Raw genomic sequence first — 21,423 nt, 5'->3', positions numbered from 1 at the left:
TGCGTCGCTATCCGGCAATACGGCAATTACTTACGTCGCCAGGTGGTACCCTGCGGGCCATCTTCCAGAATAATGCCCATTTCAGTGAGACGATCGCGCGCCGCGTCCGCCGCCGCCCAGTCTTTCGCTTTACGGGCATCCAGACGCTGTTGAATCAAGGCTTCAATTTCCGCGACTTCACCGTCATCCGCCTGCGCGCCGCTTTGCAGGAAAACATCCGGCTCCTGTTCCAGCAGTCCCAGCACGCCGGAAATCTTCCGCAGATGAGACGCCATCGCATTCGCAGCGGTCATATCTTCACCCTTGAGACGGTTGACTTCACGCGCCATATCAAACAGGACGGAGTAGGCTTCCGGCGTATTGAAATCGTCATTCATTGCCTGCACGAAACGCGCTTCGAACGCCTCGCCGCCCGCCGGGGCCGCTGATTTATCCGTTCCGCGCAACGCAGTGTATAACCGCTCCAGCGAGGCGCGCGCCTGCTTGAGGTTCTCTTCGCTGTAGTTCAGTTGGCTACGGTAATGCCCGGACATCAGGAAGTAGCGCACGGTTTCCGCATCGTAATATTTCAGCACGTCGCGCACGGTAAAGAAGTTGCCCAGCGATTTGGACATTTTCTCGCGATCCACCATCACCATGCCGGAGTGCATCCAGTAGTTGACGTATTCACCATCATGCGCGCAGGTAGACTGGGCAATCTCGTTTTCATGGTGCGGGAACATCAGATCGGAACCGCCGCCGTGAATATCAAAATGGTTGCCCAGTTGCTTGCAGTTCATCGCCGAACATTCAATGTGCCAGCCCGGACGCCCTTCGCCCCACGGCGACGGCCAGCTCGGCTCGCCCTCTTTCGACATCTTCCACAGCACGAAGTCCATCGGGTTACGCTTCACGTCAACCACATCCACGCGCGCGCCCGCCTGAAGCTGCTCAAGATCCTGACGAGAAAGCTGCCCATAAGTCGGATCGGTCGGTACATCAAACATTACATCGCCGTTATCCGCCACATAGGCGTGCCCTTTCTCGATTAAAGTTCGGGTGATCTCGATAATTTCCTGAATATGGTGCGTCGCACGCGGCTCGCTGTCCGGACGCAGAATATTCAGCGCGTCGAAGTCCTGATGCATTTCCGCAATCATTCTGTCGACCAGCGCGACAAAACTTTCGCCATTTTCATTGGCGCGCTTAATGATTTTATCGTCGATATCGGTAATGTTACGCACATACTTCAGCTTATAGCCGAGAAAACGCAAATAACGCGCGACAATGTCAAAAGCGACAAACGTGCGCCCGTGGCCAATGTGGCAGAGATCGTAAACGGTGATACCACACACGTACATGCCGACTTCCCCGGCATGAATGGGTTTGAATTCCTCTTTTTGGCGCGTCAGTGTATTAAAAATTTTTAACATCGAAGATTCCGTATAGACGTGTGTGGGTAATAATCTCCGTATAATACATATTATTCGTAATCGAAGCAGCACACTTTGCAAGGTGATCGCAGCTTACGGTTATGCTATAACAAGCCCCTATATGGGCCCCATTGCGGGCTAAAGCACCACTCTATTGGAACAGGATGCAAAAATGGTTACTTTCCACACTAATCACGGCGATATCGTAATCAAAACCTTTGACGATAAAGCGCCTGAAACAGTTAAAAACTTCCTGGACTATTGCCGCGAAGGTTTTTACAACAACACCATTTTCCACCGTGTGATTAACGGTTTTATGATTCAGGGCGGCGGCTTTGAGCCGGGCATGAAACAGAAAGCCACCAAAGAAGCGATCAAAAACGAAGCCAACAACGGTCTGAAAAATACCCGTGGTACGCTGGCAATGGCGCGTACTCAGGCGCCACACTCCGCTACCGCGCAGTTCTTCATCAACGTGGCAGACAACGACTTCCTGAACTTCTCCGGCGAAAGTCTGCAAGGCTGGGGCTACTGCGTCTTTGCGGAAGTCGTAGAGGGTATGGACGTGGTAGATAAAATCAAAGGCATCGCCACTGGCCGTAGCGGTATGCACCAGGACGTACCAAAAGAAGACGTCATCATTGAAAACGTGACCGTCAGCGAGTAATCGTGGCGACACTGTTTATTGCCGATCTACATCTGCAAACGGAAGAACCGGCGATCGTCGCCGGTTTTCTGCGTTTTTTAGCCGCGGAAGCCCGTCAGGCCGACGCGCTGTATATTCTTGGCGATCTCTTCGAGGCCTGGATTGGCGATGACTCCCCTAATCCGTTACATCGAGAGATAGCCGTCGCCATCAAAGCGGTGGTGGATTTTGGCGTTCCCTGCTTCTTTATTCATGGTAATCGCGACTTCCTGATTGGCAAGCGGTTTGCCCGCGAAAGCGGCATGACGCTACTGCCGCAGGAAAAGGTCCTCGACCTGTATGGCCGCAACGTGTTGATCATGCACGGCGATACGCTCTGTACCGATGATGCCAGTTATCAGGCGTTTCGCGCCAAAGTCCATAATCCGTGGGTTCAACGACTGTTCCTTACCCTGCCGCTGTTTATCCGCCGCCGTATCGCCGCCAGAATGCGCGCCGGCAGTAAAGCCGCCAACAGCAGCAAATCGCTGGATATTATGGACGTCAATTCGCAGGCCGTCGTCGCCGAAATGGAGAAACACCGCGTACAGTGGCTGATTCACGGTCACACCCACCGCCCGGCAGTGCATGAACTTTCCGCCAACGGCCAGCCCGCGTTCCGCGTGGTGTTAGGTGCATGGCACCATGAAGGTTCAATGGTAAAAGTCACGCCGGACAATGTTGAGTTAATCGCCTTCCCCTTGTAAATATTCGTCGAATCGTCCGTTACGGCGCGCACGCAACCGTTTTCCTTGCCCGATTATCATGCTATTCTCTGACACCTCAAAAGCAGCGTGTCCCGCACCACAGGAGTTTTAAGACGCATGTCTTCCCGCAATAATCCGGCGCGTGTCGCCATCGTGATGGGGTCCAAAAGCGACTGGGCTACCATGCAATTCGCCGCCGAAATTTTTGAAATTCTGGATGTTCCGCACCATGTAGAAGTGGTTTCCGCCCATCGAACCCCCGATAAACTGTTCAGCTTCGCCGAAACGGCGGAAGACAACGGGTATCAAGTGATTATTGCCGGCGCGGGCGGCGCGGCGCACCTGCCGGGAATGATTGCGGCAAAAACGCTGATACCGGTACTCGGCGTGCCGGTACAAAGCGCTGCGCTAAGCGGCGTGGATAGCCTTTACTCCATTGTGCAGATGCCGCGCGGCATTCCGGTGGGTACACTGGCGATCGGCAAAGCCGGGGCGGCGAACGCCGCGCTGCTGGCAGCGCAAATTTTGGCTACGCATGATAGTGAGCTGCATCAGCGCCTGAGCGACTGGCGCAAAGCGCAAACCGATGAAGTTCTGGAAAATCCCGATCCGCGGGGGACGCTATGAAGCAAGTTTGCGTTCTCGGCAACGGACAACTGGGCCGAATGCTGCGCCAGGCGGGCGAACCGCTGGGTATCGCCGTCTGGCCGGTTGGCCTGGATGCAGAGCCTACCGCCGTTCCGGTACAGCAGAGCGTCATTACCGCAGAGATTGAGCGCTGGCCGGAAACCGCGCTTACCCGTGAGCTGGCGCGCCACCCGGCATTTGTCAATCGCGATGTATTTCCGATCATCGCCGACCGTCTGACACAAAAACAGCTTTTCGATAAACTGGGACTGGCGACCGCCCCCTGGGAACGGTTGACGGATAAAGGCCAATGGTCTGGTCTGTTCAATAAACTGGGCGAACTGGCGATTGTTAAGCGTCGCGTTGGCGGCTACGACGGCCGCGGGCAGTGGCGTCTACACGCGGACGAAACCGGGCAACTACCGGATGACTGCTATGGCGAATGTATTGTTGAGCGCGGCATCCGTTTTTCCGGCGAAGTGTCGTTAGTTGGCGCGCGTGCTCACGACGGCAGCACCGTGTTTTACCCGCTGACGCACAATTTGCATCAGGACGGTATCTTGCGGACCAGCGTCGCGTTCCCACAGGCGAACGCCGAACAGCAGGAGCAGGCGGAATCGATGTTGTCAGCAATTATGCAGGCGCTGAACTACGTCGGCGTAATGGCGATGGAGTGTTTCATCACGCCGGAAGGCCTGTTAATTAATGAACTGGCGCCGCGCGTGCATAACAGCGGACACTGGACGCAAAATGGCGCCAGCATCAGTCAGTTTGAATTGCATCTGCGCGCGATTACCGGCCTGCCGTTGCCCGCGCCGGTGATTAACGCCCCGTCGGTGATGATCAATCTGATCGGCAGCGAGCTGAATTACGACTGGCTGAAGCTGCCGCTGATACATCTGCACTGGTATGATAAAGCGGTACGTCCGGGGCGAAAAGTCGGCCATCTGAATCTGACCGACAGCGATACGTCACGTCTTAGCGCCACCCTGGAAGCGCTCTCTCCGCTCCTGCCGCCAGAATACGCCAGCGGCATTATCTGGGCGCAAAGTAAGCTTAAATAACACATAAAATGCCGGGAGAATGATCTTCCCCTTTCCCGGCTCCTCCCTCAGCGCGTAAAATCTCGCTATTGCTGTTTTGTTTTTCGGGATTACACATGAACGATGGAACGGATTATCGCGCGCTCCTTCTTGCCGATACGCCTTTAATTGATGTACGCGCGCCGGTTGAGTTTCAACAGGGCGCCATGCCAGGCGCTATCAACCTGCCATTGATGATGGATGATGAGCGAGCCGCCGTCGGCACCTGCTACAAACGTCAGGGCGCGGATGCAGCGTTAGCGCTGGGGCATCGGCTGGTTTGCGGCGACATTCGCCAGCAGCGGCTTGAAACCTGGAAAGCCGCATATCGACGTTTCCCCAACGGATATCTGTGTTGCGCGCGCGGCGGTCAGCGGTCGCATATCGTACAACGTTGGCTGCAAGAAACAGGGATTGACTGCCCGCTTATTGAAGGCGGCTATAAGGCGCTGCGCCAGACGGCAATTCAGACGACCTGGCAACTGGTGCAAAAACCTATTCTCTTAATTGGCGGCTGTACTGGCAGCGGCAAAACGCAACTGGTGCGACAACAGCCCAACGGTGTCGATCTGGAAGGCCTCGCGCATCATCGCGGCTCCTCTTTTGGCCGCACGCTGAAACCACAACTCAGCCAGGCCAGCTTTGAAAACAAACTTGCCGTTGAATTGCTGAAAATTAACGCGCGTCAGGCGCTAAAAAGGTGGGTACTGGAAGATGAAGGGCGAACGATCGGCGCCAACCATCTGCCTGAGTGTTTACGCGAAAGAATGGCGCAGGCACCCATTGCGGTAGTGGAAGATCCATTTGCGCTTCGTCTGGAACGATTGCGTGAAGAATATTTCATCCGTATGCATCACGATTTCACCCGCGCCTACGGCGATGAACGTGGCTGGCAGGCGTACAGCGAGTACCTGCGCCACGGACTTTTCGCTATTCGCCGCCGTCTGGGGCTGCAACGCTTTGTTGAACTGACGAACACGCTGGATATGGCGCTGGCGGATCAATTATCCAGCGGCAGCACAGACGGACATATGGCATGGTTGGTTCCGCTACTGAATGAATATTACGACCCAATGTATCGCTATCAACTGGAGAAAAAAGCCGCGAATATCGTTTTTCGCGGCACATGGCAAGAGGCTGCCGACTGGCTAAAAGCGCAATAGCTTATTTTTATTGCCGGATGACGCTACATTGATCCGGCTTAGTGTCTGTCGCGCTTGTCGGCACGTTTCGCCAGCCAGTCGCCCAGCATCTGAACGACCTGAACCAGCACAATCAACGCCACTACGGTAACGACCATCACTTCGGTTTCGTAACGGTAGTAGCCATAGCGAATCGCCAGGTCGCCTACCCCGCCGCCGCCGACAATCCCGGCCATCGCCGAGTAGCCGATTAAGCTCACCAGTGTAATCGTCAGGCCGCGCAGTAACCCTGCGCTGGCTTCCGGTAACAGCACGGTACAGATAATACGCATCGGACTGGCACCGAATGCCAGTGCCGCCTCAATAATCCCTTTATCGACTTCACGGAGCGCGCTATCTACCAGGCGCGCATAAAACGCTATTGCGGCCACCGACAGCGGGACGGAGGCCGCAATCGGGCCTATCGTATTGCCCAGCAAAAGCTGCGTTAGCGGCAGTAACAGCACCAGTAAAATAACAAATGGCACCGAGCGGATAATATTCACCAGAACCGAGGCAACGAGATAAATAAAACGGTTCTGCCAGAACAAATGACGATCGGTGACAAAAATCAGAAAACCGAGTGGTAGGCCGCCAAGAATCGCCAGTACCGTTGAAATACTCAACATCTGGAAAGTTTCATTGAACGCCAGCGTTAAATCCGGCAGTAAATCATCCACGGATCACCTCCACCTGTGCGGTACGTTGACGGATATGCTCCACGGCGGCCGCCACCGCCGTTGGATTATGCGGCGCGGTTAATTGCACCATCAGAATGCCCAACGCGCGTTCGCCGATATACTCAATCTTGCCATGCAGGATATTGACCGCGACACCAAACTTGATCGCCACCTCCGACAGCACCGGCTGCTCCGCCGAATCGCCGATAAACAAAATTTTCAGCAACTGCCCGGGCAGGTGTTCCCGTAAACGTTCCGGCAGGGTCAAATTAAGGGTATGGGACACCAACTGCTGTGTGAAAGCATGTTGCGGGTGGGCAAACACATCAAACACCTCGCCAGACTCCACAACCTTACCGCCCGACATCACCGCCACGCGATCGCAAATAGATTTGATCACGTTCATTTCATGGGTGATCAGCACAATAGTGATCCCGAGCTGTGCATTGATCTGTCTGAGCAGCGCCAGAATAGTGGCGGAGGTTTCCAGATCCAGAGCGGAAGTCGGTTCGTCACACAGCAAAACATCCGGGTGGTTAGCGATGGCGCGGGCTATCCCCACCCGCTGTTTTTGCCCGCCGCTGAGCTGTACCGGAAAACGGTCCGCTTTATCGGCCAGGCCCACCAGCGTTAAAATTTCCGCCACCCGCGGCGCGATTTTGCTGCGCTCCCAGCCAGCCGCTTTCAGGCTAAACGCAACGTTTTGCGCCACTGTCCGGGTATGCATTAAGTTAAAATGCTGGAAAATCATACCAATACGCTGCCGCGCCTGGCGTAACGCTTTTCCGTCCAGCGCCGAAATCTCCACGCCGTTGACGTTGACGCGCCCCTGACTGGGACGCGTTAAGGCGTTCAGGGTACGCAGCAGAGTGCTTTTTCCTGCGCCGCTGGTACCGACAATACCAAAAATCTCGCCTGCGGCGATATGCAGGCTCACATTATCCACCGCGCGCGTCGGGGTGCCGCGGCCTGCGGTAAAATCGACGCAGACTTTTTCTATTTCAATCATATTCACCTCAGAGATTGGGGATGATCGCCGCTGTGATCAGGGTGTCGCGGTCATCCATTCCGGTTTCTGGAAGGCGCTATAAATATTCTTTGGATCGTCGATGACCGCGCGATAAGCCGGCGATTTCACCGCCTCGACAATATCTTTGGCAAACGGCTTATCGGCATCTTCACTGCGTACCGCAATGATATTTTTCAGATTCTCATCCAGTTGTTCCTGCTTAATCGCGCCAGAGAGATCCAGTCCTGCCGCCACCGCAAAGTTCCCGTTAACCAACGCGCCGGTCACGCCATCCAGCGTGCGTGGTAGCTGTGCGGCTTCCAGCGGTTTGAAAACCAGTCCTTTTGGATTGCTGGCGATATCTCGTTCAGAGGCTTTAGTCGGATCGATACTGTCCTTAATCGTGATAAGCCCCAACGATTGCAGGAAGCGAAGGCCGCGCGCCAGGTTGGTCGGATCGTTGGAGAGGGTAATAATGTCCCCTTTTTTAAGCGCATTCAGGCTTTTGATTTTACGTGAATAGAAGCCCATCCCGGCTGTCGGTACAACAATAAGTTTGCTGAGCTTCAGCCCTTTGTCAGCGGTAAATTTGTCAAAATAGAGGGTATGTTGAAAGAGGTTGGCGTCGATGCTGCCGTTAGCTAACGCCATATTGGGCTGGACATAGTCGCTAAACTCGCGCACCACGACCTTATACCCTTTTTCTTTTAATGTCGGCGCAATCGCCTGCTTAACCATGTCGCCATACGGACCTGGCGCGACGCCAAATACGATCGTTTGCGGGGAACCATCAGCATGGGCAAACTGTAATCCGCAGGCCAGTAATAGTGTGCTGGCCGCAATGCGTAAACTCTGACGCAATCCCATAATTTCTCCATTTTAAATAGTGTGATGCTGTGCTGGACGCCGTTCATGCGGCATCGTCTGTTTTGGCCCAAACGAAAGGCTATTTCTTAACATGACACAGATCACAGCCTGCTGTCCTTGAAATTATTTCATGATGTTTCCAGGTGTGTCGTTGAATGTGCGAGGCAGGCGCTCAGGCGTTTGTCAGGATGGAATAGCGTAAAGGAAAAATGCCGGATAAGACGTCTTAATGCCAACATCCGGCACAGGAAAACGCTTTAGAAATCGTAACGCAGACGCACCAGGTTCATATCGCCCAGGTTGTCAGTACTGGAGGTGAAAACATGTTCATAATCAACGCGGAAACCATAATCCAGTTGGAAGGTGATCCCCACGCCATTATCGATACGCAGATAGTCGCGGCCATTCACATATTCAATGCGGTCGCCCATAAAGTACGGTTGAATAGCTTTCACAGCATACTGACCAATCGGGAAAGCGTAACCGACAAAATATTCCAGACCCCACGCATCGCCGACAAAGTAATCATTCACAGACACTTTTTTGGTGGTCATAAAGTTCTGATACCAGCCGCCGCCTGCGGCGATAGTCCAGTTTTCCGGCGTCCAGCTTAACGCGGTACCGACAATATTTTGATCGTAAGTTTTATTGCCGTTGCCGCGCATCTCCGCACGGGTATAGTTCCATGCCGTTCCCCAGGTTAGATCGTCGGTAAGATGGTAATCCGCGCCTAAAGAACCGCCGCCTTTACGTTTGTAATTCAGGCCGTTATTGGCATTATAATCGTCGCTGAACAGATAAGACGCGTAGAGATCAACGTCGCCAACGGTTTTCTTATACTTCAATGATTTACGTGTACGGTAAGAACCATCGTAATCGCCGTTAATCCCGTTGCCCGGCGCCTGACCTATCATGTCGTAATCCCAGATATCGGTTTTTACGCCCACCACATCGTAATAAATGCTGTTCTGTTGACCGAAGGTCAGCGTCCCCCACGTCGCGCTCTTGAAGCCGGTATACAGCATACGGCGAGTGGTATCAGTCGCGCCCTTCGCATAATGGTTATCCCAGTCAAATACCGCAGGGATATTGACGCCCAGCTCGTAATAGCTAATCCAATTGATATCATCAAACAGATAGTAATCCGCAGCGAAGCGGAAACGCGTCCCGCCATCAAAACCATTACGTTTATAGCCGTTAGCGCCATCATTGCCGGTCATATTCTGGAACTGTGGACGAATACTCCCGCCGACGGTGAAATTGAGTCGGCTGAGTGGATTACCCGCCTGGGGATCTTGTTTTAAAACGGTGATTTCCGCCTGAGTGGCGAAAGGCATGACAGCCACTGCCGCGCCGATCGATGCCGCCAACGCTGTTATTTTAATTGTCATTATATTTTCCTTGATAGATAGCCAATCCAAATCATTTAGCAGACTAATAATAACTGTTATAAAACCTTACGTGTTGTGTATTTTTTAATGATTTGTGCTACTAAAAATCAAGGAGTTATCAATTTATGCAACTAAACAAGTATGCGCCGTTTTAAAAACCGGCGCGAAATTATTCACATTATGAATCATCCGCTAAACTGGCGAAATAGCGCTTTACCTTTCAGCAAACGGACGCCAAGCCAGCCGCCGCATACGGAAAGCAGTAGCGCGCCGCAAAACGGCAGCGCTATCCATAAACGCCAGTCCGGTTCCCAGGGGAAATCAAAAACGTTGATTTGTAAGACCGCCAGCGCCGTTTCCGCGCCAATCGCGGCGACCAGCCCGGAAACTAACCCCAGCATGGCGAATTCGCACCAGAGTGTGGTACGCAGCAGTTTCTTTCCAGCCCCCAACGTGCGCCACACCACCAGCTCCTGATGGCGCTGACGCATTCCCACCTGCACCTGGGCCAGTAATAGCAACATGCCGCAGAGGGTGACTAACACAACCATCACCTCCAGCGCCCGGCTGACCTGCTCCAGCACCTGTCCCACCTGTTTCAGGATCGCCCCGATATCTAACAGGCTGACGGTAGGAAACTCGCGGTTGAGCTGCGTTAACATGCCGTTGCCATTCTCCCAGCGAAAACTGGTCAACCAACTTTGCGGTTGCCCGTCGAGCGCCCCGGAAGGAAAAATGAAGAAAAAGTTAGGCCGCAGACTTTCCCAGTCTACTTTGCGCAGGCTGGTGACTTTGGCGCTAAACGCCTGCGTATCGCCCATAAAGGTTACGCTATCGCCGAGCCTGACGTTCAGCCGCTTCGCCAGCCCCTCCTCCATGGAGACTTCGCCCGGTTTTGGCGGCCAGTGACCGGCGACCAGCGGATTATGCTCCGGGCGCGTATCCTGCCAGGTCAAATTCAGTTCACGGTTGAGCGACTCATCCTGCTGACCTTCCGTCGGATTATCGTTTATCCTGGTTAACCGCGCCCGTACAATCGGATAAAACGTCTGCGGGATCACCTGATGTTCCGACAAAAAGGCTTTCAGCGGCGCAACCTGCTCTGAAGCAATATTGATAAGGAAATAGTTCGGACTTTCCGGCGGGAGCTGCTGTTGCCAGCGTTCAAGGAGATCGCCGCGCAGCACCAGCAAGAGCGCCAGCAGCATAAACGAAAGCGAAAACGCCGAAAGCTGACTCAACGTTGACCACGGCTGACGCAGCAGGCGACTGACGGCCAGACGCAACGGTAGCGACGTCAACGTCATGCCGCGCAACACGTTAAGCAGTATCCAGCCCACCAGGCCGCACAACAGCGCCAGTACCACGGCGCCCGCCAGAACCGCCCACAACAGCATACTTCCGCCCATCAATCCGGCGAGCAGCGCCACCACGACGGCGCAGGCGACAGGCAAATAAATTTTTAACGGCCAGACACGAGCGACGACATCTCGTCGCAGTACCCGTAGCGGCTGGGTCGCCAGCAACAATCGATAGGGCCGTAAACCGACCAGCAGAGAGATGACCGTCATCGCACCCAGCGCCCACAGCCAGGGCCACAGGCTGGCGGACGGCAAATCGGCGGGCAGCACCGGTTTTAGCAGCACCAGTAATATGTTTTCAAACAGTAACCCAATCGCGCCTCCCGTGACGGCGGAAAGCCCCAGCACCATCAACCACTGTCCGATGATAATCTTACGCAACTGGGCCCGGCCCGCGCCCAGCGTTTTTAAAATCGCCACCAGATCGTAGCGGCTACGGCAGTAATGGCTCATCGCCACCGCGACGGCAGCTACCGCCAGCAGTAGCGTTAGTAGCGCCGAAAGCAGCAAAAACTGCTGCGAACGTTCGAGCGATTTCCCCAACGCCCCGTCATCCTGCTCCAGTCCGTACCAGCGATGTTCCGGTTTAAGCTGCGGTAACAGCCAGCTTTCATAGCCAGCAAGCTGTTGCGGCGTTCCGCCGAATTTATACCGCCACATCACGCGACTCCCCGGCTGTATCGCACCGGTTTTTGCCACATCGGCCATATTCATCATCAGACGCGGCGCCATCTGAAAAGGGTTAAACCCGGAATCCGGCTCCTGCACCACTTCACCGGCAATACGCAAGGTCACGTCGCCGACATCAATGGTATCGCCCGTTTTCAAATTAAGCAGCGCCATCAGACGCGGCGCCAGCAGTACGCTACCCGGCTGCGGTTTCACTCCGCCAGGACGGGTTTGCAATTCGCCGTACATCGGATAAACGCTATCTACCGCCTTCACGCTAGCCAGTTGCGGCGTATCGCCGGCAAACGTCATGGTCGCAAAGATTAACTGCTCGCCCACGTTAAGGCCGCGTTTATGCGCCTCCTCAATCCAGGCTTTCGGCACCTCTCGCGAACTTTGTAGCGTCCGATCGCCCGCCATAAACTCGCGACTTTGCTGACTTAACCCTTTTTCCATCCGGTCGCTGATACTGCCGAGCGCCAGTACGCAGGCCACCGCCAGACTCAATGCCAGCCAGACAATAATCAGCGAGGGCGAGCGCCATTCGCGCCAAAACCAGCGGGCTATCATGCCTCCTCCTGTAACTGACCGTTGACCAACCGCAGCCGCCGGTCACAGCGCGCCGCCAGCGCCAGGTCGTGCGTCACCAGAATCAGCGTGGTGCCGTGCTCGCGGTTAAGCGAAAATAGCAGGTCGGCTATTTTATCTCCGGTCTGACGGTCAAGGTTGCCCGTCGGCTCATCGGCAAACAGCACATCAGGACGCCCGTTAAACGCACGCGCCAACGCTACGCGCTGCTGTTCGCCGCCGGAAAGCTGCGCCGGAAGGTGGTCAAGCCGTTTTCCCAGCCCTAGTTGTTCAAGCAGCGCTTTCGCCCCCGCCTTGCGCTGACCGCTGTTTTCACCGCGCAGCAGGGCCGGCAGTTCAACGTTTTCCAGCGCGTTAAGCGTAGGAATGAGCATGAAGGATTGAAAAACAAAACCGACATGCTGAGCGCGAAGCTGTGCCCGCGCCTCTTCGTCCATCTGGTGAAGCGGTTTCCCCACCAGACTGACCTCCCCGCTACTGCCGTCATCCAGTCCGGCGAGAATCGCCAGCAACGTAGATTTTCCCGATCCTGATTCGCCAATCAGCGCAATGGTTTCGCCGCGTTTGACAACCAGTTCAACACCGGTAAGGATGGAAAGCTCATGCTCACCCTGACCGACGGACTTCCTGAGACGATGAACTTCAACACTGTTTTCCGCTGGCATTTGCCCTTCCTGTTTTTGATCCTGTTAACTTTCCGCGCCGCCGCCACAGACACCTTATTAATCCTGGGCGATAGCCTCAGCGCCGGTTACCGTATGGCCGCCAGCGCGGCATGGCCGTCGCTCCTTAATGATAAATGGCAAAACAAAACGCCGGTCGTTAATGCCAGTATAAGCGGTGATACCTCGCAGCAGGGACTGGCGCGTTTGCCGGCGCTGTTGCAACAGCATCAACCGCGCTGGGTACTGGTGGAGCTTGGCGGCAACGATGGCTTGCGCGGTTTTGCGCCTGCGCAAACCGAACAGACGCTACGTAAAATCATTCAGGCGGTGAAAGCCGCCGATGCCCAACCGTTACTGATGCAAATTCATCTGCCCGCGAACTACGGTCGCCGTTATAATGAATCCTTTAGCGCCATTTATCCTAAGCTCGCCAAAGAGTTCGATATTCCTCTGTTACCGTTTTTTATGGAAGAGGTATATCTGAAACCGCAGTGGATGCAGGATGATGGTATTCATCCCAACCGCGATGCGCAGCCGTTTATTGCCGACTGGATGGCGAAGCAGTTGACCCCTTTTCTCTCCTGAATAATTCGAGTTGCATGAAGGCAGCACGTAAGAGAATCTCCTGGAGCATAGATACCTATGTGACTGGGGTGAACGAACGCACAGGCAACTTGAAGTATGACGGATATAGTTAACCACGACTCTTAAATCAACGGAGATCCTGACAGGTAAAGTTATGCAAAAATCGGTCTTAATAACAGGATGTTCCAGCGGAATCGGTCTGGACAGTGCGCTTGAACTTAAACGCCAGGGCTTTCAAATCCTGGCGGGCTGCCGCAAACCCGATGATGTTGCCCGGATGAACAGTATGGGATTTACCGGCGTGTTGATCGATCTCGACTCCCCTGAAAGCGTGGATCGTGCCGCCGACGATGTGATCGCCCTGAGCGATAATCGTCTGTACGGGATCTTTAACAATGCCGGCTACGGTGTGTATGGCCCCCTTTCCACCATCAGCCGCGAGCAGATGGAACAACAGTTTTCCAGTAATTTTTTCGGCGCGCATCAGCTTACCATGCGCTTACTTCCCGCCATGTTGCCGCATGGCGAAGGGCGCATTGTGATGACCTCATCGGTGATGGGGCTGATTTCCACCCCAGGGCGCGGCGCTTACGCCGCCAGCAAATATGCGCTTGAAGCCTGGTCTGACGCGCTGCGTATGGAGCTACGGCACACAGGTATTAAAGTGAGCCTGATAGAGCCCGGACCGATTCGTACCCGTTTTACGGATAACGTTAACCAAACGCAACGCGATAAACCGGTAGAAAATCCCGGCATTGCCGCACGTTTCACCCGCGATCCTGACGCAGTGGTGGCGAAAGTCCGCCATGCTTTTGAAAGCGATAAACCCAAGCTGCGCTACCCCGTTACGCTGGTCACCTGGGTGGTGATGGCGCTGAAACGCATATTACCGGGCCGTATACTGGATAAAATTTTACAAAGCTGAGTTGAAGCGCGCCCGTCAGCCCCCATGTAAACGTGACACAGACAAAAGAGAGCGACGCCATGTCCGTACAGAACATTGTCAATATTAATGAATCCAACCTGCAGCAAACCTTAGAACAGTCCATGACCACGCCGGTACTGTTCTATTTCTGGTCTGAACGCAGCCAACACTGTCTGCAATTAACGCCAGTGCTGGAAAGTCTGGCTACCCAGTACAACGGTCAGTTTATTCTGGCAAAACTGGACTGTGACGCTGAACAAATGATCGCCGCTCAGTTTGGTCTGCGCGCTATCCCGACAGTCTATCTGTTCCAGAATGGCCAACCGGTCGATGGTTTCCAGGGGCCGCAGCCGGAAGAGGCGATCCGCGCTCTGCTGGATAAAGTACTGCCGCGCGAAGAAGAGCTAAAAGCGCAGCAGGCGATGCAGTTAATGCAGGAGGGCAACTACGTTGACGCGCTGCCGTTGCTAAAAGACGCCTGGCAGCTCTCTTCGCAGAACAGTGAGATTGGCCTGTTACTGGCGGAAGCGCAAATTGCTCTGAACCGCTCTGAAGAGGCCGAGGCGGTATTAAAAACCATCCCGCTACAGGATCAGGATACCCGTTATCAGGGGCTGGTTGCGCAGATCGAGCTGCTTAAACAGGCAGCGGATACGCCGGAAATTCAACAGCTTCAGCAGCAGGTAGAGGAGAATCCGCAGGATGCGGCTTTGGCAACGCAACTGGCGTTACAGTTGCACCAGGTCGGACGTAATGAAGAAGCGCTGGAATTGCTGTTCAGCCATCTGAGAAAAGATCTTGCCGCCGCCGAGGGACAGACGCGCAAAACCTTCCAGGAGATTCTTGCCGCGCTCGGCACCGGCGACGCGCTGGCCTCAAAATACCGCCGCCAGTTGTACGCGCTGCTGTACTAATCATCTCTTGCCTGATGACGCTGCGCTTATCAGGCCTACCCATCGTCCTCAGGCCGGATAAGGCGTTCACGCCGCCATCCGGCAAATATCATGATTTCTTGAGCTGCGTCGCTACCAACTGATGACGCGAATTATAGAATTTCCGGTAGGTTAAATAGCAGGCAATGATGGTAGACAGGCTGGCTGTCGACAACAGCATAAACGTTACCATAATTTGATATTTAATCGCTTTTACCGGATCGATCCCGGCAAAAATCAGCCCGGACATCATCCCTGGCAGGCTCACCAGCCCAACGGTCTTTGCCGAATCGATCGTCGGGATAAGCGATGCGCGGATACTGTCGCGGATAAGCCCGGCGGAGGCCATTTTCGGCGTGGCGCCCAAACTTAACTTTTCCTGGATTTGCTGCTGCTCGCTGTGAAAACGCAGCCCCAGTTGGTTGTAGCACAGCCCTACCGCCACCATCGCATTGCCGGCGACCATGCCAGCGATGGGAATAACTTGCATCGGCGCAAACTCAATCGAACCGGTAAGCACCAGTACCGTCAGCGTTAGCCCGGCGCCGATGGTGATGGCGATAAACGAGGAGAGAAATGCCTTATCGATATATTTACTGCGCTTTTGCGCGTTCCAGGCGGCGTTAAAACAGATGAACAGCACCATCAGTAGCGTCAGAGCGGCATGGTTAACGCCAAAGATGTATTTCAGTACATAGCCGACAATAATGAGCTGTATCACCGCCCGGCATACGCTCCACAGAATATCTTTTTCCAGCGCCAGTTTTTCTTTGTGACTGATGAGCATCGCGACCACCACCAGCAGCATCGATAACGCCAGCGACGTATTGGTAATATTATGCTCGTTCATAACGCGTCTCCTGCATCTCTCCGGCAGATGGTGTTAGCGTTATCACCTTATCCGCGTGTTGAATTTCATCTTTATCATGCGTTACCCATAAAACAGCTACCTGCTTATCGCGAACATAGCGATGAATAATATCATTCACATTCCGTTTGTTATGTTCATCCAGCGCGCTGGTTATTTCGTCGAGTAACAGTATTTTCGGCAAAAACTGAAGATTACGAATTAAAGCAATACGCTGTTTTTCCCCGCCGGAAAGTGCGGAAATCGGTTTTTGCAGAATCGTCTCCGGCAGTTCAAAAAGCGCCAGATCGCCTGCGAAGGCTTTCGGCTGCGGGCGCTGATGACGAATTTGCCAGGGAAAAATCAGATTATCGTAAACCGTATCGCCAAATAGCGCTGGCGTCTGAGCGCAATAAGAAACCTGCTGGCGATAGGCTTCCGGGCTCAGAGTAGTAATATCCTGTCCCTCAAAAAGAATCACGCCGATATCAGGACTTATTAACGAGGCCACCATTTTCAGCAGCGTACTTTTTCCGCAGCCGGAAGGGCCGGTAATGAGCTTAAATTCGCCGTGTTGCAGCGTAAAACTGATGTTATTCAATATCTTTGCTGTCGCGGTCTGGTAACCGACCTGCTTTAACTCAAGCAACATGCTATGTTCTGTCATTTATTGCGCATCCGTTGTTCATATTTTTATAGCGATAGTGTATCCCTGTAATTAATAAGGGGGGAACATGCTTTACTGAATCAGGTATAATTCGCTTAATTCGTCAGCAAAATTGGTTTATGGACAACGCAACAGGAGGTTTAGCTATGCTCATTCTTATCCCTATTCTCATTTTCGTCGCGCTGGTGATCGTCGGCGCGGGCGTCAAAATCGTTCCGCAGGGATACCAGTGGACGGTGGAGCGCTTTGGACGTTACACCAAAACTCTGCAGCCGGGATTAAGCCTTGTTGTACCGTTTATGGACAGAATTGGCCGCAAGATCAATATGATGGAGCAAGTGCTGGATATTCCGTCTCAGGAGGTGATCTCAAAAGATAACGCCAACGTCACTATCGATGCGGTCTGTTTTATTCAGGTTATCGATGCACCGCGCGCCGCGTATGAAGTCAGTAACCTGGAACTGGCGATCATTAACCTTACCATGACCAATATCCGTACGGTGCTCGGTTCGATGGAGCTGGATGAAATGCTTTCCCAGCGCGACAGCATCAACACGCGGCTGCTGCATATTGTCGATGAAGCCACCAATCCGTGGGGAATTAAAGTTACCCGTATCGAAATTCGCGATGTCCGCCCGCCCGCGGAATTGATCTCCTCGATGAACGCCCAGATGAAAGCGGAACGTACCAAACGCGCCTATATCCTTGAGGCCGAAGGGGTACGTCAGGCGGAAATCCTGAAAGCCGAAGGGGAAAAACAGTCGCAGATTCTGAAAGCCGAAGGCGAACGCCAGTCCGCTTTCCTGCAGGCGGAAGCGCGCGAACGTTCCGCCGAAGCAGAAGCCCGCGCTACGCAGATGGTGTCTGAAGCCATCGCCGCCGGGGATATTCAGGCGATAAACTACTTTGTGGCGCAGAAATACACCGAAGCGTTACAGCAAATCGGCTCGGCGAATAACAGCAAAGTGGTCATGATGCCGCTGGATGCCAGCAGTCTGATGGGCGCTATCGCCGGGATCAGCGAGCTGGTTAAGGACAGCGCCAGCGAACGGAAAAAACCATGATAGCGATGATTCTGGTACATCCGCATATCTTCTGGCTTAGCCTCGGCGGCCTGTTGTTGGCCGCGGAAATGCTCGGCGGTAACGGCTATTTGCTGTGGAGCGGCGTGGCGGCAGTGATTACCGGCTTAACCGTTTGGCTCTTACCGCTCGGCTGGGAATGGCAGGGCGTGCTGTTTGCGGCCTTAACGTTACTGGCAGCCTGGCTTTGGTGGCGCTGGCTGGCGCGTCGCGTGCGGGAACAGAAGCCGACCGACAGCCGCCTTAACCAACGCGGACAACAACTGGTAGGCCGCCGGTTTATGCTTGATGCCGCGTTAGTTAACGGACGGGGGCATATGCGTGTCGGCGACAGCTCGTGGCCGGTATGCGCTGACGAAGACCTGCGCGCAGGTACGCATGTCGAAGTGATCGCCGTGGAAGGCATCACCCTACGCATTCGTGCTGTTTAATCAACGTGACTTTTGTGCCTTGTGATGGCAGCAGCCGGAAAGATTATCAATAATCGGGCAGTCGGCGCTGTCATCGCCGGGACAACTCTCCGCCAGCGCCAGCAGTTGATCGCGCATTGATTGCAGCTCGCTGATATGGCGCTCAATCTCCGCGACCTTTTCCAGCGTCCGCTTTTTCACATCTGCGCTATGACGTCGCGGATCGTTAAACAGATTGACCAGTTCGCCGCACTCTTCCAGATTAAACCCCACCTGCCTCGCCTGTCGCAGCAACGTCAGCTCGTTTAAATGCTTCTGCGTGTAGGTGCGATAACCATTTTCGCTACGTAATGGCGGCGTCACTAACCCTTTCTCTTCATAAAACCGAATGGCTTTGCTGGTTAAACCGGTTTTTTTCGCCACATCGCTAATATTCATATTTCCCCCTTGACCTTAACCTTGCTGGAAGGTTTAACCTTTATCACAGTGAGTCACTACGATTACTAAGGTCAATGAATTGATGACCAATCATAAAGGAGTTTTTACTATGTCTCAAACTATCGACCTGACCCTGGACGGTTTGTCCTGCGGTCATTGCGTTAAACGCGTGAAAGAAAGTCTTGAACAACGTCCGGATGTTGAGCAGGCGGACGTCACCGTAACCGAAGCGCACGTTACCGGTACCGCCAGTGCGGACGCGTTAATTGAAACCATCAAACAAGCCGGGTATGGTGCGACGTTAAGCCACCCAAAGGCTAAACCGCTGACGGAGTCATCAATCCCGTCGGAAGCACTGGCAGCGGTTCCTCATGAGCTTCCGGTAGCGACGGCCGATGAAGAAAGCCAACAGTTGCTGTTAAGCGGCATGAGCTGCGCCAGTTGTGTCACCCGCGTACAACACGCGCTGCAAAGCGTACCGGGTGTCACGCAGGCACGGGTAAACCTGGCGGAACGCACTGCGCTGGTGATGGGCAGCGCGTCCGCCGCTGATTTAGTGCAGGCGGTGGAAAAAGCTGGCTACGGCGCAGAAGCGATTGAAGATGACATTAAACGCCGCGAGCGTCAGCAGGAAACCGCCATCGCCACCATGAAACGTTTTCGCTGGCAGGCAATCGTCGCTCTGGCGGTCGGTATACCGGTCATGGTCTGGGGGATGATCGGCGATAACATGATGGTGACCGGCGACAACCGCAGCCTGTGGCTGGCTATTGGCCTCATCACGCTTGCGGTGATGGTCTTTGCGGGCGGTCACTTTTACCGTAACGCGTGGAAAAGCCTGCTGAACGGCACGGCGACGATGGATACGCTGGTGGCGCTCGGCACCGGGGTCGCCTGGCTCTACTCCATGAGCGTCAACCTGTGGCCGCAGTGGTTCCCGATGGAAGCGCGGCACCTCTATTACGAAGCCAGCGCGATGATTATCGGTCTGATTAATCTCGGACACATGCTGGAAGCGCGCGCCCGTCAGCGTTCCTCAAAAGCGCTGGAAAAATTACTCGACCTCACCCCGCCAACCGCACGCGTAGTGACAGAAGACGGCGAAAAAAGCGTCCCGCTGGCGGACGTTCAGCCGGGGATGCTATTGCGGCTAACTACCGGCGATCGCGTGCCGGTGGATGGCGACATTACCCAGGGCGAAGCGTGGCTTGATGAAGCCATGCTGACCGGCGAGCCTATTCCGCAGCAAAAAGGCGAAGGCGACAGCGTTCATGCCGGTACCGTTGTACAGGACGGCAGCGTCCTGTTCCGCGCCAGCGCGGTGGGCAGTCATACCACGCTGTCACGCATTATTCGCATGGTACGCCAGGCGCAAAGTAGTAAACCGGAAATAGGCCAACTGGCCGATAAAATCTCCGCAGTATTCGTTCCTGTGGTGGTGGCCATTGCGCTGATCAGCGCCGCTATCTGGTATTTCTTCGGTCCGGCGCCGCAAATTGTTTATACGCTGGTCATCGCCACAACCGTACTGATTATCGCCTGCCCCTGCGCATTAGGCCTGGCGACGCCAATGTCGATTATTTCCGGCGTAGGCCGCGCTGCCGAGTTCGGCGTGCTGGTACGCGACGCCGATGCCCTGCAACGCGCCAGTACGTTGGATACCCTCGTTTTTGATAAAACCGGGACTCTGACGGAAGGCAAGCCGCAAGTAGTGGCGGTAAAAACCTTTAATGGCGTTGATGAAGCTCAGGCGTTACGTCTGGCAGCCGCGCTCGAACAAGGGTCCAGCCACCCGCTGGCCCATGCAATTCTGGAAAAAGCCGGCGACGATAAACTGCCGCAGGTGAACGGTTTCAGAACGCTGCGCGGACTGGGCATCAGCGGTGAAGCGGAAGGTCATCAACTGCTTCTTGGGAACCAGGCGTTACTGAACGAACAACACGTCGCCACGGATGACATGACGGCGGAAATCACCGCGCAGGCCTCGCAAGGCTCTACCCCGGTCCTGCTGGCGATTGACGGTAAAGCGGCGGCGTTACTGGCAGTACGCGATCCATTGCGTAGCGATAGTATTGCCGCGCTTGAACGCCTGCACAGCGCCGGATACCGTCTGGTGATGCTCACCGGGGATAACCCAACGACGGCTAATGCAATTGCCAAAGAAGCGGGCATTGATGAAGTGATTGCGGGCGTTCTGCCAGATGGCAAAGCCGATGCGATTAAACGTCTACAAAGCCAGGGTCGTCAGGTCGCGATGGTCGGCGATGGTATCAACGATGCACCCGCGCTGGCGCAGGCGGACGTCGGTATCGCGATGGGCGGCGGCAGTGATGTGGCGATTGAAACCGCGGCGATTACGCTGATGCGCCATAGTCTGATGGGCGTGGCGGATGCGCTGGCCATTTCGCGCGCGACGTTGCGCAATATGAAGCAGAACCTGCTTGGCGCGTTTATCTACAACAGCATTGGTATTCCGGTGGCCGCCGGTATTCTGTGGCCGTTTACCGGTACCTTGTTAAACCCGGTAGTGGCGGGCGCGGCAATGGCGCTGTCTTCCATTACCGTCGTGAGCAATGCCAACCGATTATTGCGCTTTAAACCAAAAGCGTAAAC

21 protein-coding genes and 1 pseudogene are annotated in these 21,423 nt (G+C 54.5%); 12 read left to right on the top strand and 10 right to left on the bottom strand.

The features are described 5' to 3' along the window. Window positions 1-26: 26 nt before the first annotated feature. Window positions 27-1,412, bottom strand: a complete 1,386-nt coding sequence (cysS, locus tag F4V72_RS12410; RefSeq protein ID WP_079836136.1) for a cysteine--tRNA ligase — start codon at window positions 1,410-1,412, stop codon at window positions 27-29. A gap of 172 nt (window positions 1,413-1,584) precedes the next feature. Between cysS and ppiB the strand changes: the two genes are divergently transcribed. The 5 genes from ppiB to mnmH all read left to right on the top strand — a co-directional run bounded on the left by ppiB (window position 1,585) and on the right by mnmH (window position 5,676). Beyond that, a complete protein-coding gene (gene ppiB, locus F4V72_RS12405) occupies window positions 1,585-2,079 on the top strand; it encodes a peptidylprolyl isomerase B (RefSeq protein ID WP_023246735.1) in 495 nt (164 codons plus the stop codon). Window positions 2,080-2,081: 2 nt separating this feature from the next. Next, window positions 2,082-2,804: a UDP-2,3-diacylglucosamine diphosphatase gene (gene lpxH / locus F4V72_RS12400; protein ID WP_136058423.1), complete on the top strand. Its 723-nt coding sequence runs from the start codon at window positions 2,082-2,084 to the stop codon at window positions 2,802-2,804. A 117-nt stretch (window positions 2,805-2,921) separates the two neighbouring features. Next, complete coding sequence (purE, locus tag F4V72_RS12395; RefSeq protein WP_023246733.1) at window positions 2,922-3,431, top strand: 5-(carboxyamino)imidazole ribonucleotide mutase; 510 nt, start codon at window positions 2,922-2,924, stop codon at window positions 3,429-3,431. Beyond that, entirely contained in the window at window positions 3,428-4,495 is a 1,068-nt protein-coding gene (purK, locus tag F4V72_RS12390) for a 5-(carboxyamino)imidazole ribonucleotide synthase (protein ID WP_053508502.1), read from the top strand. The genes purE and purK overlap by 4 nt, the downstream gene beginning before the upstream one ends. A 95-nt stretch (window positions 4,496-4,590) precedes the next feature. After that, window positions 4,591-5,676, top strand: a complete 1,086-nt coding sequence (mnmH, locus tag F4V72_RS12385) for a tRNA 2-selenouridine(34) synthase MnmH (protein ID WP_023246731.1) — start codon at window positions 4,591-4,593, stop codon at window positions 5,674-5,676. Window positions 5,677-5,714: 38 nt separating this feature from the next. Here the strand turns inward: mnmH and F4V72_RS12380 are convergent, their stop codons facing one another. The 6 genes from F4V72_RS12380 to ybbA form a co-directional block, all read right to left on the bottom strand. Continuing rightward, window positions 5,715-6,374, bottom strand: a complete 660-nt coding sequence (locus F4V72_RS12380) for a methionine ABC transporter permease (RefSeq protein ID WP_000342247.1) — start codon at window positions 6,372-6,374, stop codon at window positions 5,715-5,717. Beyond that, window positions 6,367-7,383: a virulence-associated ABC transporter ATP-binding protein SfbB gene (sfbB, locus tag F4V72_RS12375; RefSeq protein WP_053529255.1), complete on the bottom strand. Its 1,017-nt coding sequence runs from the start codon at window positions 7,381-7,383 to the stop codon at window positions 6,367-6,369. Before sfbB ends, F4V72_RS12380 begins: the two co-directional genes overlap by 8 nt. A gap of 36 nt (window positions 7,384-7,419) precedes the next feature. Then, entirely contained in the window at window positions 7,420-8,250 is an 831-nt protein-coding gene (locus F4V72_RS12370) for a MetQ/NlpA family ABC transporter substrate-binding protein (protein WP_023246729.1), read from the bottom strand. 257 nt (window positions 8,251-8,507) lie between these two features. Further along, entirely contained in the window at window positions 8,508-9,641 is a 1,134-nt protein-coding gene (locus F4V72_RS12365) for a porin (protein ID WP_136058424.1), read from the bottom strand. A gap of 185 nt (window positions 9,642-9,826) precedes the next feature. Then, a complete protein-coding gene (gene ybbP, locus F4V72_RS12360) occupies window positions 9,827-12,241 on the bottom strand; it encodes a putative ABC transporter permease subunit YbbP (RefSeq protein WP_079796338.1) in 2,415 nt (804 codons plus the stop codon). After that, window positions 12,238-12,924: a putative ABC transporter ATP-binding protein YbbA gene (gene ybbA / locus F4V72_RS12355; protein WP_136058425.1), complete on the bottom strand. Its 687-nt coding sequence runs from the start codon at window positions 12,922-12,924 to the stop codon at window positions 12,238-12,240. Before ybbA ends, ybbP begins: the two co-directional genes overlap by 4 nt. Between ybbA and tesA the strand changes: the two genes are divergently transcribed. From tesA to F4V72_RS24795, 4 genes and pseudogenes are all read left to right on the top strand, one after another. Then, complete coding sequence (tesA, locus tag F4V72_RS12350) at window positions 12,895-13,509, top strand: multifunctional acyl-CoA thioesterase I/protease I/lysophospholipase L1 (protein ID WP_121768012.1); 615 nt, start codon at window positions 12,895-12,897, stop codon at window positions 13,507-13,509. The two genes, ybbA and tesA, sit on opposite strands and share 30 nt — an antisense overlap. A gap of 154 nt (window positions 13,510-13,663) precedes the next feature. Then, complete coding sequence (locus F4V72_RS12345; RefSeq protein ID WP_023246725.1) at window positions 13,664-14,434, top strand: SDR family oxidoreductase; 771 nt, start codon at window positions 13,664-13,666, stop codon at window positions 14,432-14,434. Window positions 14,435-14,493: 59 nt separating this feature from the next. Then, the gene (gene cnoX / locus F4V72_RS12340) at window positions 14,494-15,348 is read left to right on the top strand and encodes a chaperedoxin (protein WP_023246724.1); all 855 of its coding nucleotides are present in this window, start codon (window positions 14,494-14,496) and stop codon (window positions 15,346-15,348) included. Window positions 15,349-15,352: 4 nt separating this feature from the next. After that, window positions 15,353-15,434, top strand: a pseudogene (locus F4V72_RS24795) (hypothetical protein); the annotation flags it as partial. Between the two features lie 2 nt (window positions 15,435-15,436). On the opposite strand, the gene fetB reads toward F4V72_RS24795, so the two are convergent. Both fetB and fetA read right to left on the bottom strand, forming a co-directional pair. Continuing rightward, entirely contained in the window at window positions 15,437-16,216 is a 780-nt protein-coding gene (gene fetB, locus F4V72_RS12335) for an iron efflux ABC transporter permease subunit FetB (protein WP_053529252.1), read from the bottom strand. After that, window positions 16,203-16,880 (bottom strand): iron efflux ABC transporter ATP-binding subunit FetA, encoded by a 678-nt coding sequence (fetA, locus tag F4V72_RS12330; protein ID WP_136058426.1) that lies wholly within the window; start codon window positions 16,878-16,880, stop codon window positions 16,203-16,205. The genes fetB and fetA overlap by 14 nt, the downstream gene beginning before the upstream one ends. Before the next feature lie 146 nt (window positions 16,881-17,026). Between fetA and F4V72_RS12325 the strand changes: the two genes are divergently transcribed. Continuing rightward, window positions 17,027-17,944, top strand: coding sequence for an SPFH domain-containing protein (locus F4V72_RS12325; RefSeq protein ID WP_000906147.1), 918 nt, complete (start codon window positions 17,027-17,029; stop codon window positions 17,942-17,944). Next, complete coding sequence (locus tag F4V72_RS12320) at window positions 17,941-18,393, top strand: NfeD family protein (protein WP_000561177.1); 453 nt, start codon at window positions 17,941-17,943, stop codon at window positions 18,391-18,393. Before F4V72_RS12325 ends, F4V72_RS12320 begins: the two co-directional genes overlap by 4 nt. Here F4V72_RS12320 and cueR read toward each other — a convergent pair whose 3' ends face one another. Further along, the gene (gene cueR, locus F4V72_RS12315) at window positions 18,394-18,810 is read right to left on the bottom strand and encodes a Cu(I)-responsive transcriptional regulator (protein WP_001026761.1); all 417 of its coding nucleotides are present in this window, start codon (window positions 18,808-18,810) and stop codon (window positions 18,394-18,396) included. It lies immediately after the preceding gene. Between the two features lie 109 nt (window positions 18,811-18,919). On the opposite strand from cueR, the gene copA reads away from it, so the two are divergent. After that, window positions 18,920-21,421 (top strand): copper-exporting P-type ATPase CopA, encoded by a 2,502-nt coding sequence (gene copA / locus F4V72_RS12310; RefSeq protein WP_136058427.1) that lies wholly within the window; start codon window positions 18,920-18,922, stop codon window positions 21,419-21,421. Window positions 21,422-21,423: the final 2 nt, after the last annotated feature.

Source organism: Salmonella enterica subsp. diarizonae (assembly GCF_008692785.1).
GTDB lineage: Bacteria > Pseudomonadota > Gammaproteobacteria > Enterobacterales > Enterobacteriaceae > Salmonella > Salmonella diarizonae.
The sequence above is the reverse complement of the archived record's forward strand: the minus strand, read 5'-3'. Positions and strand labels throughout refer to the sequence as shown.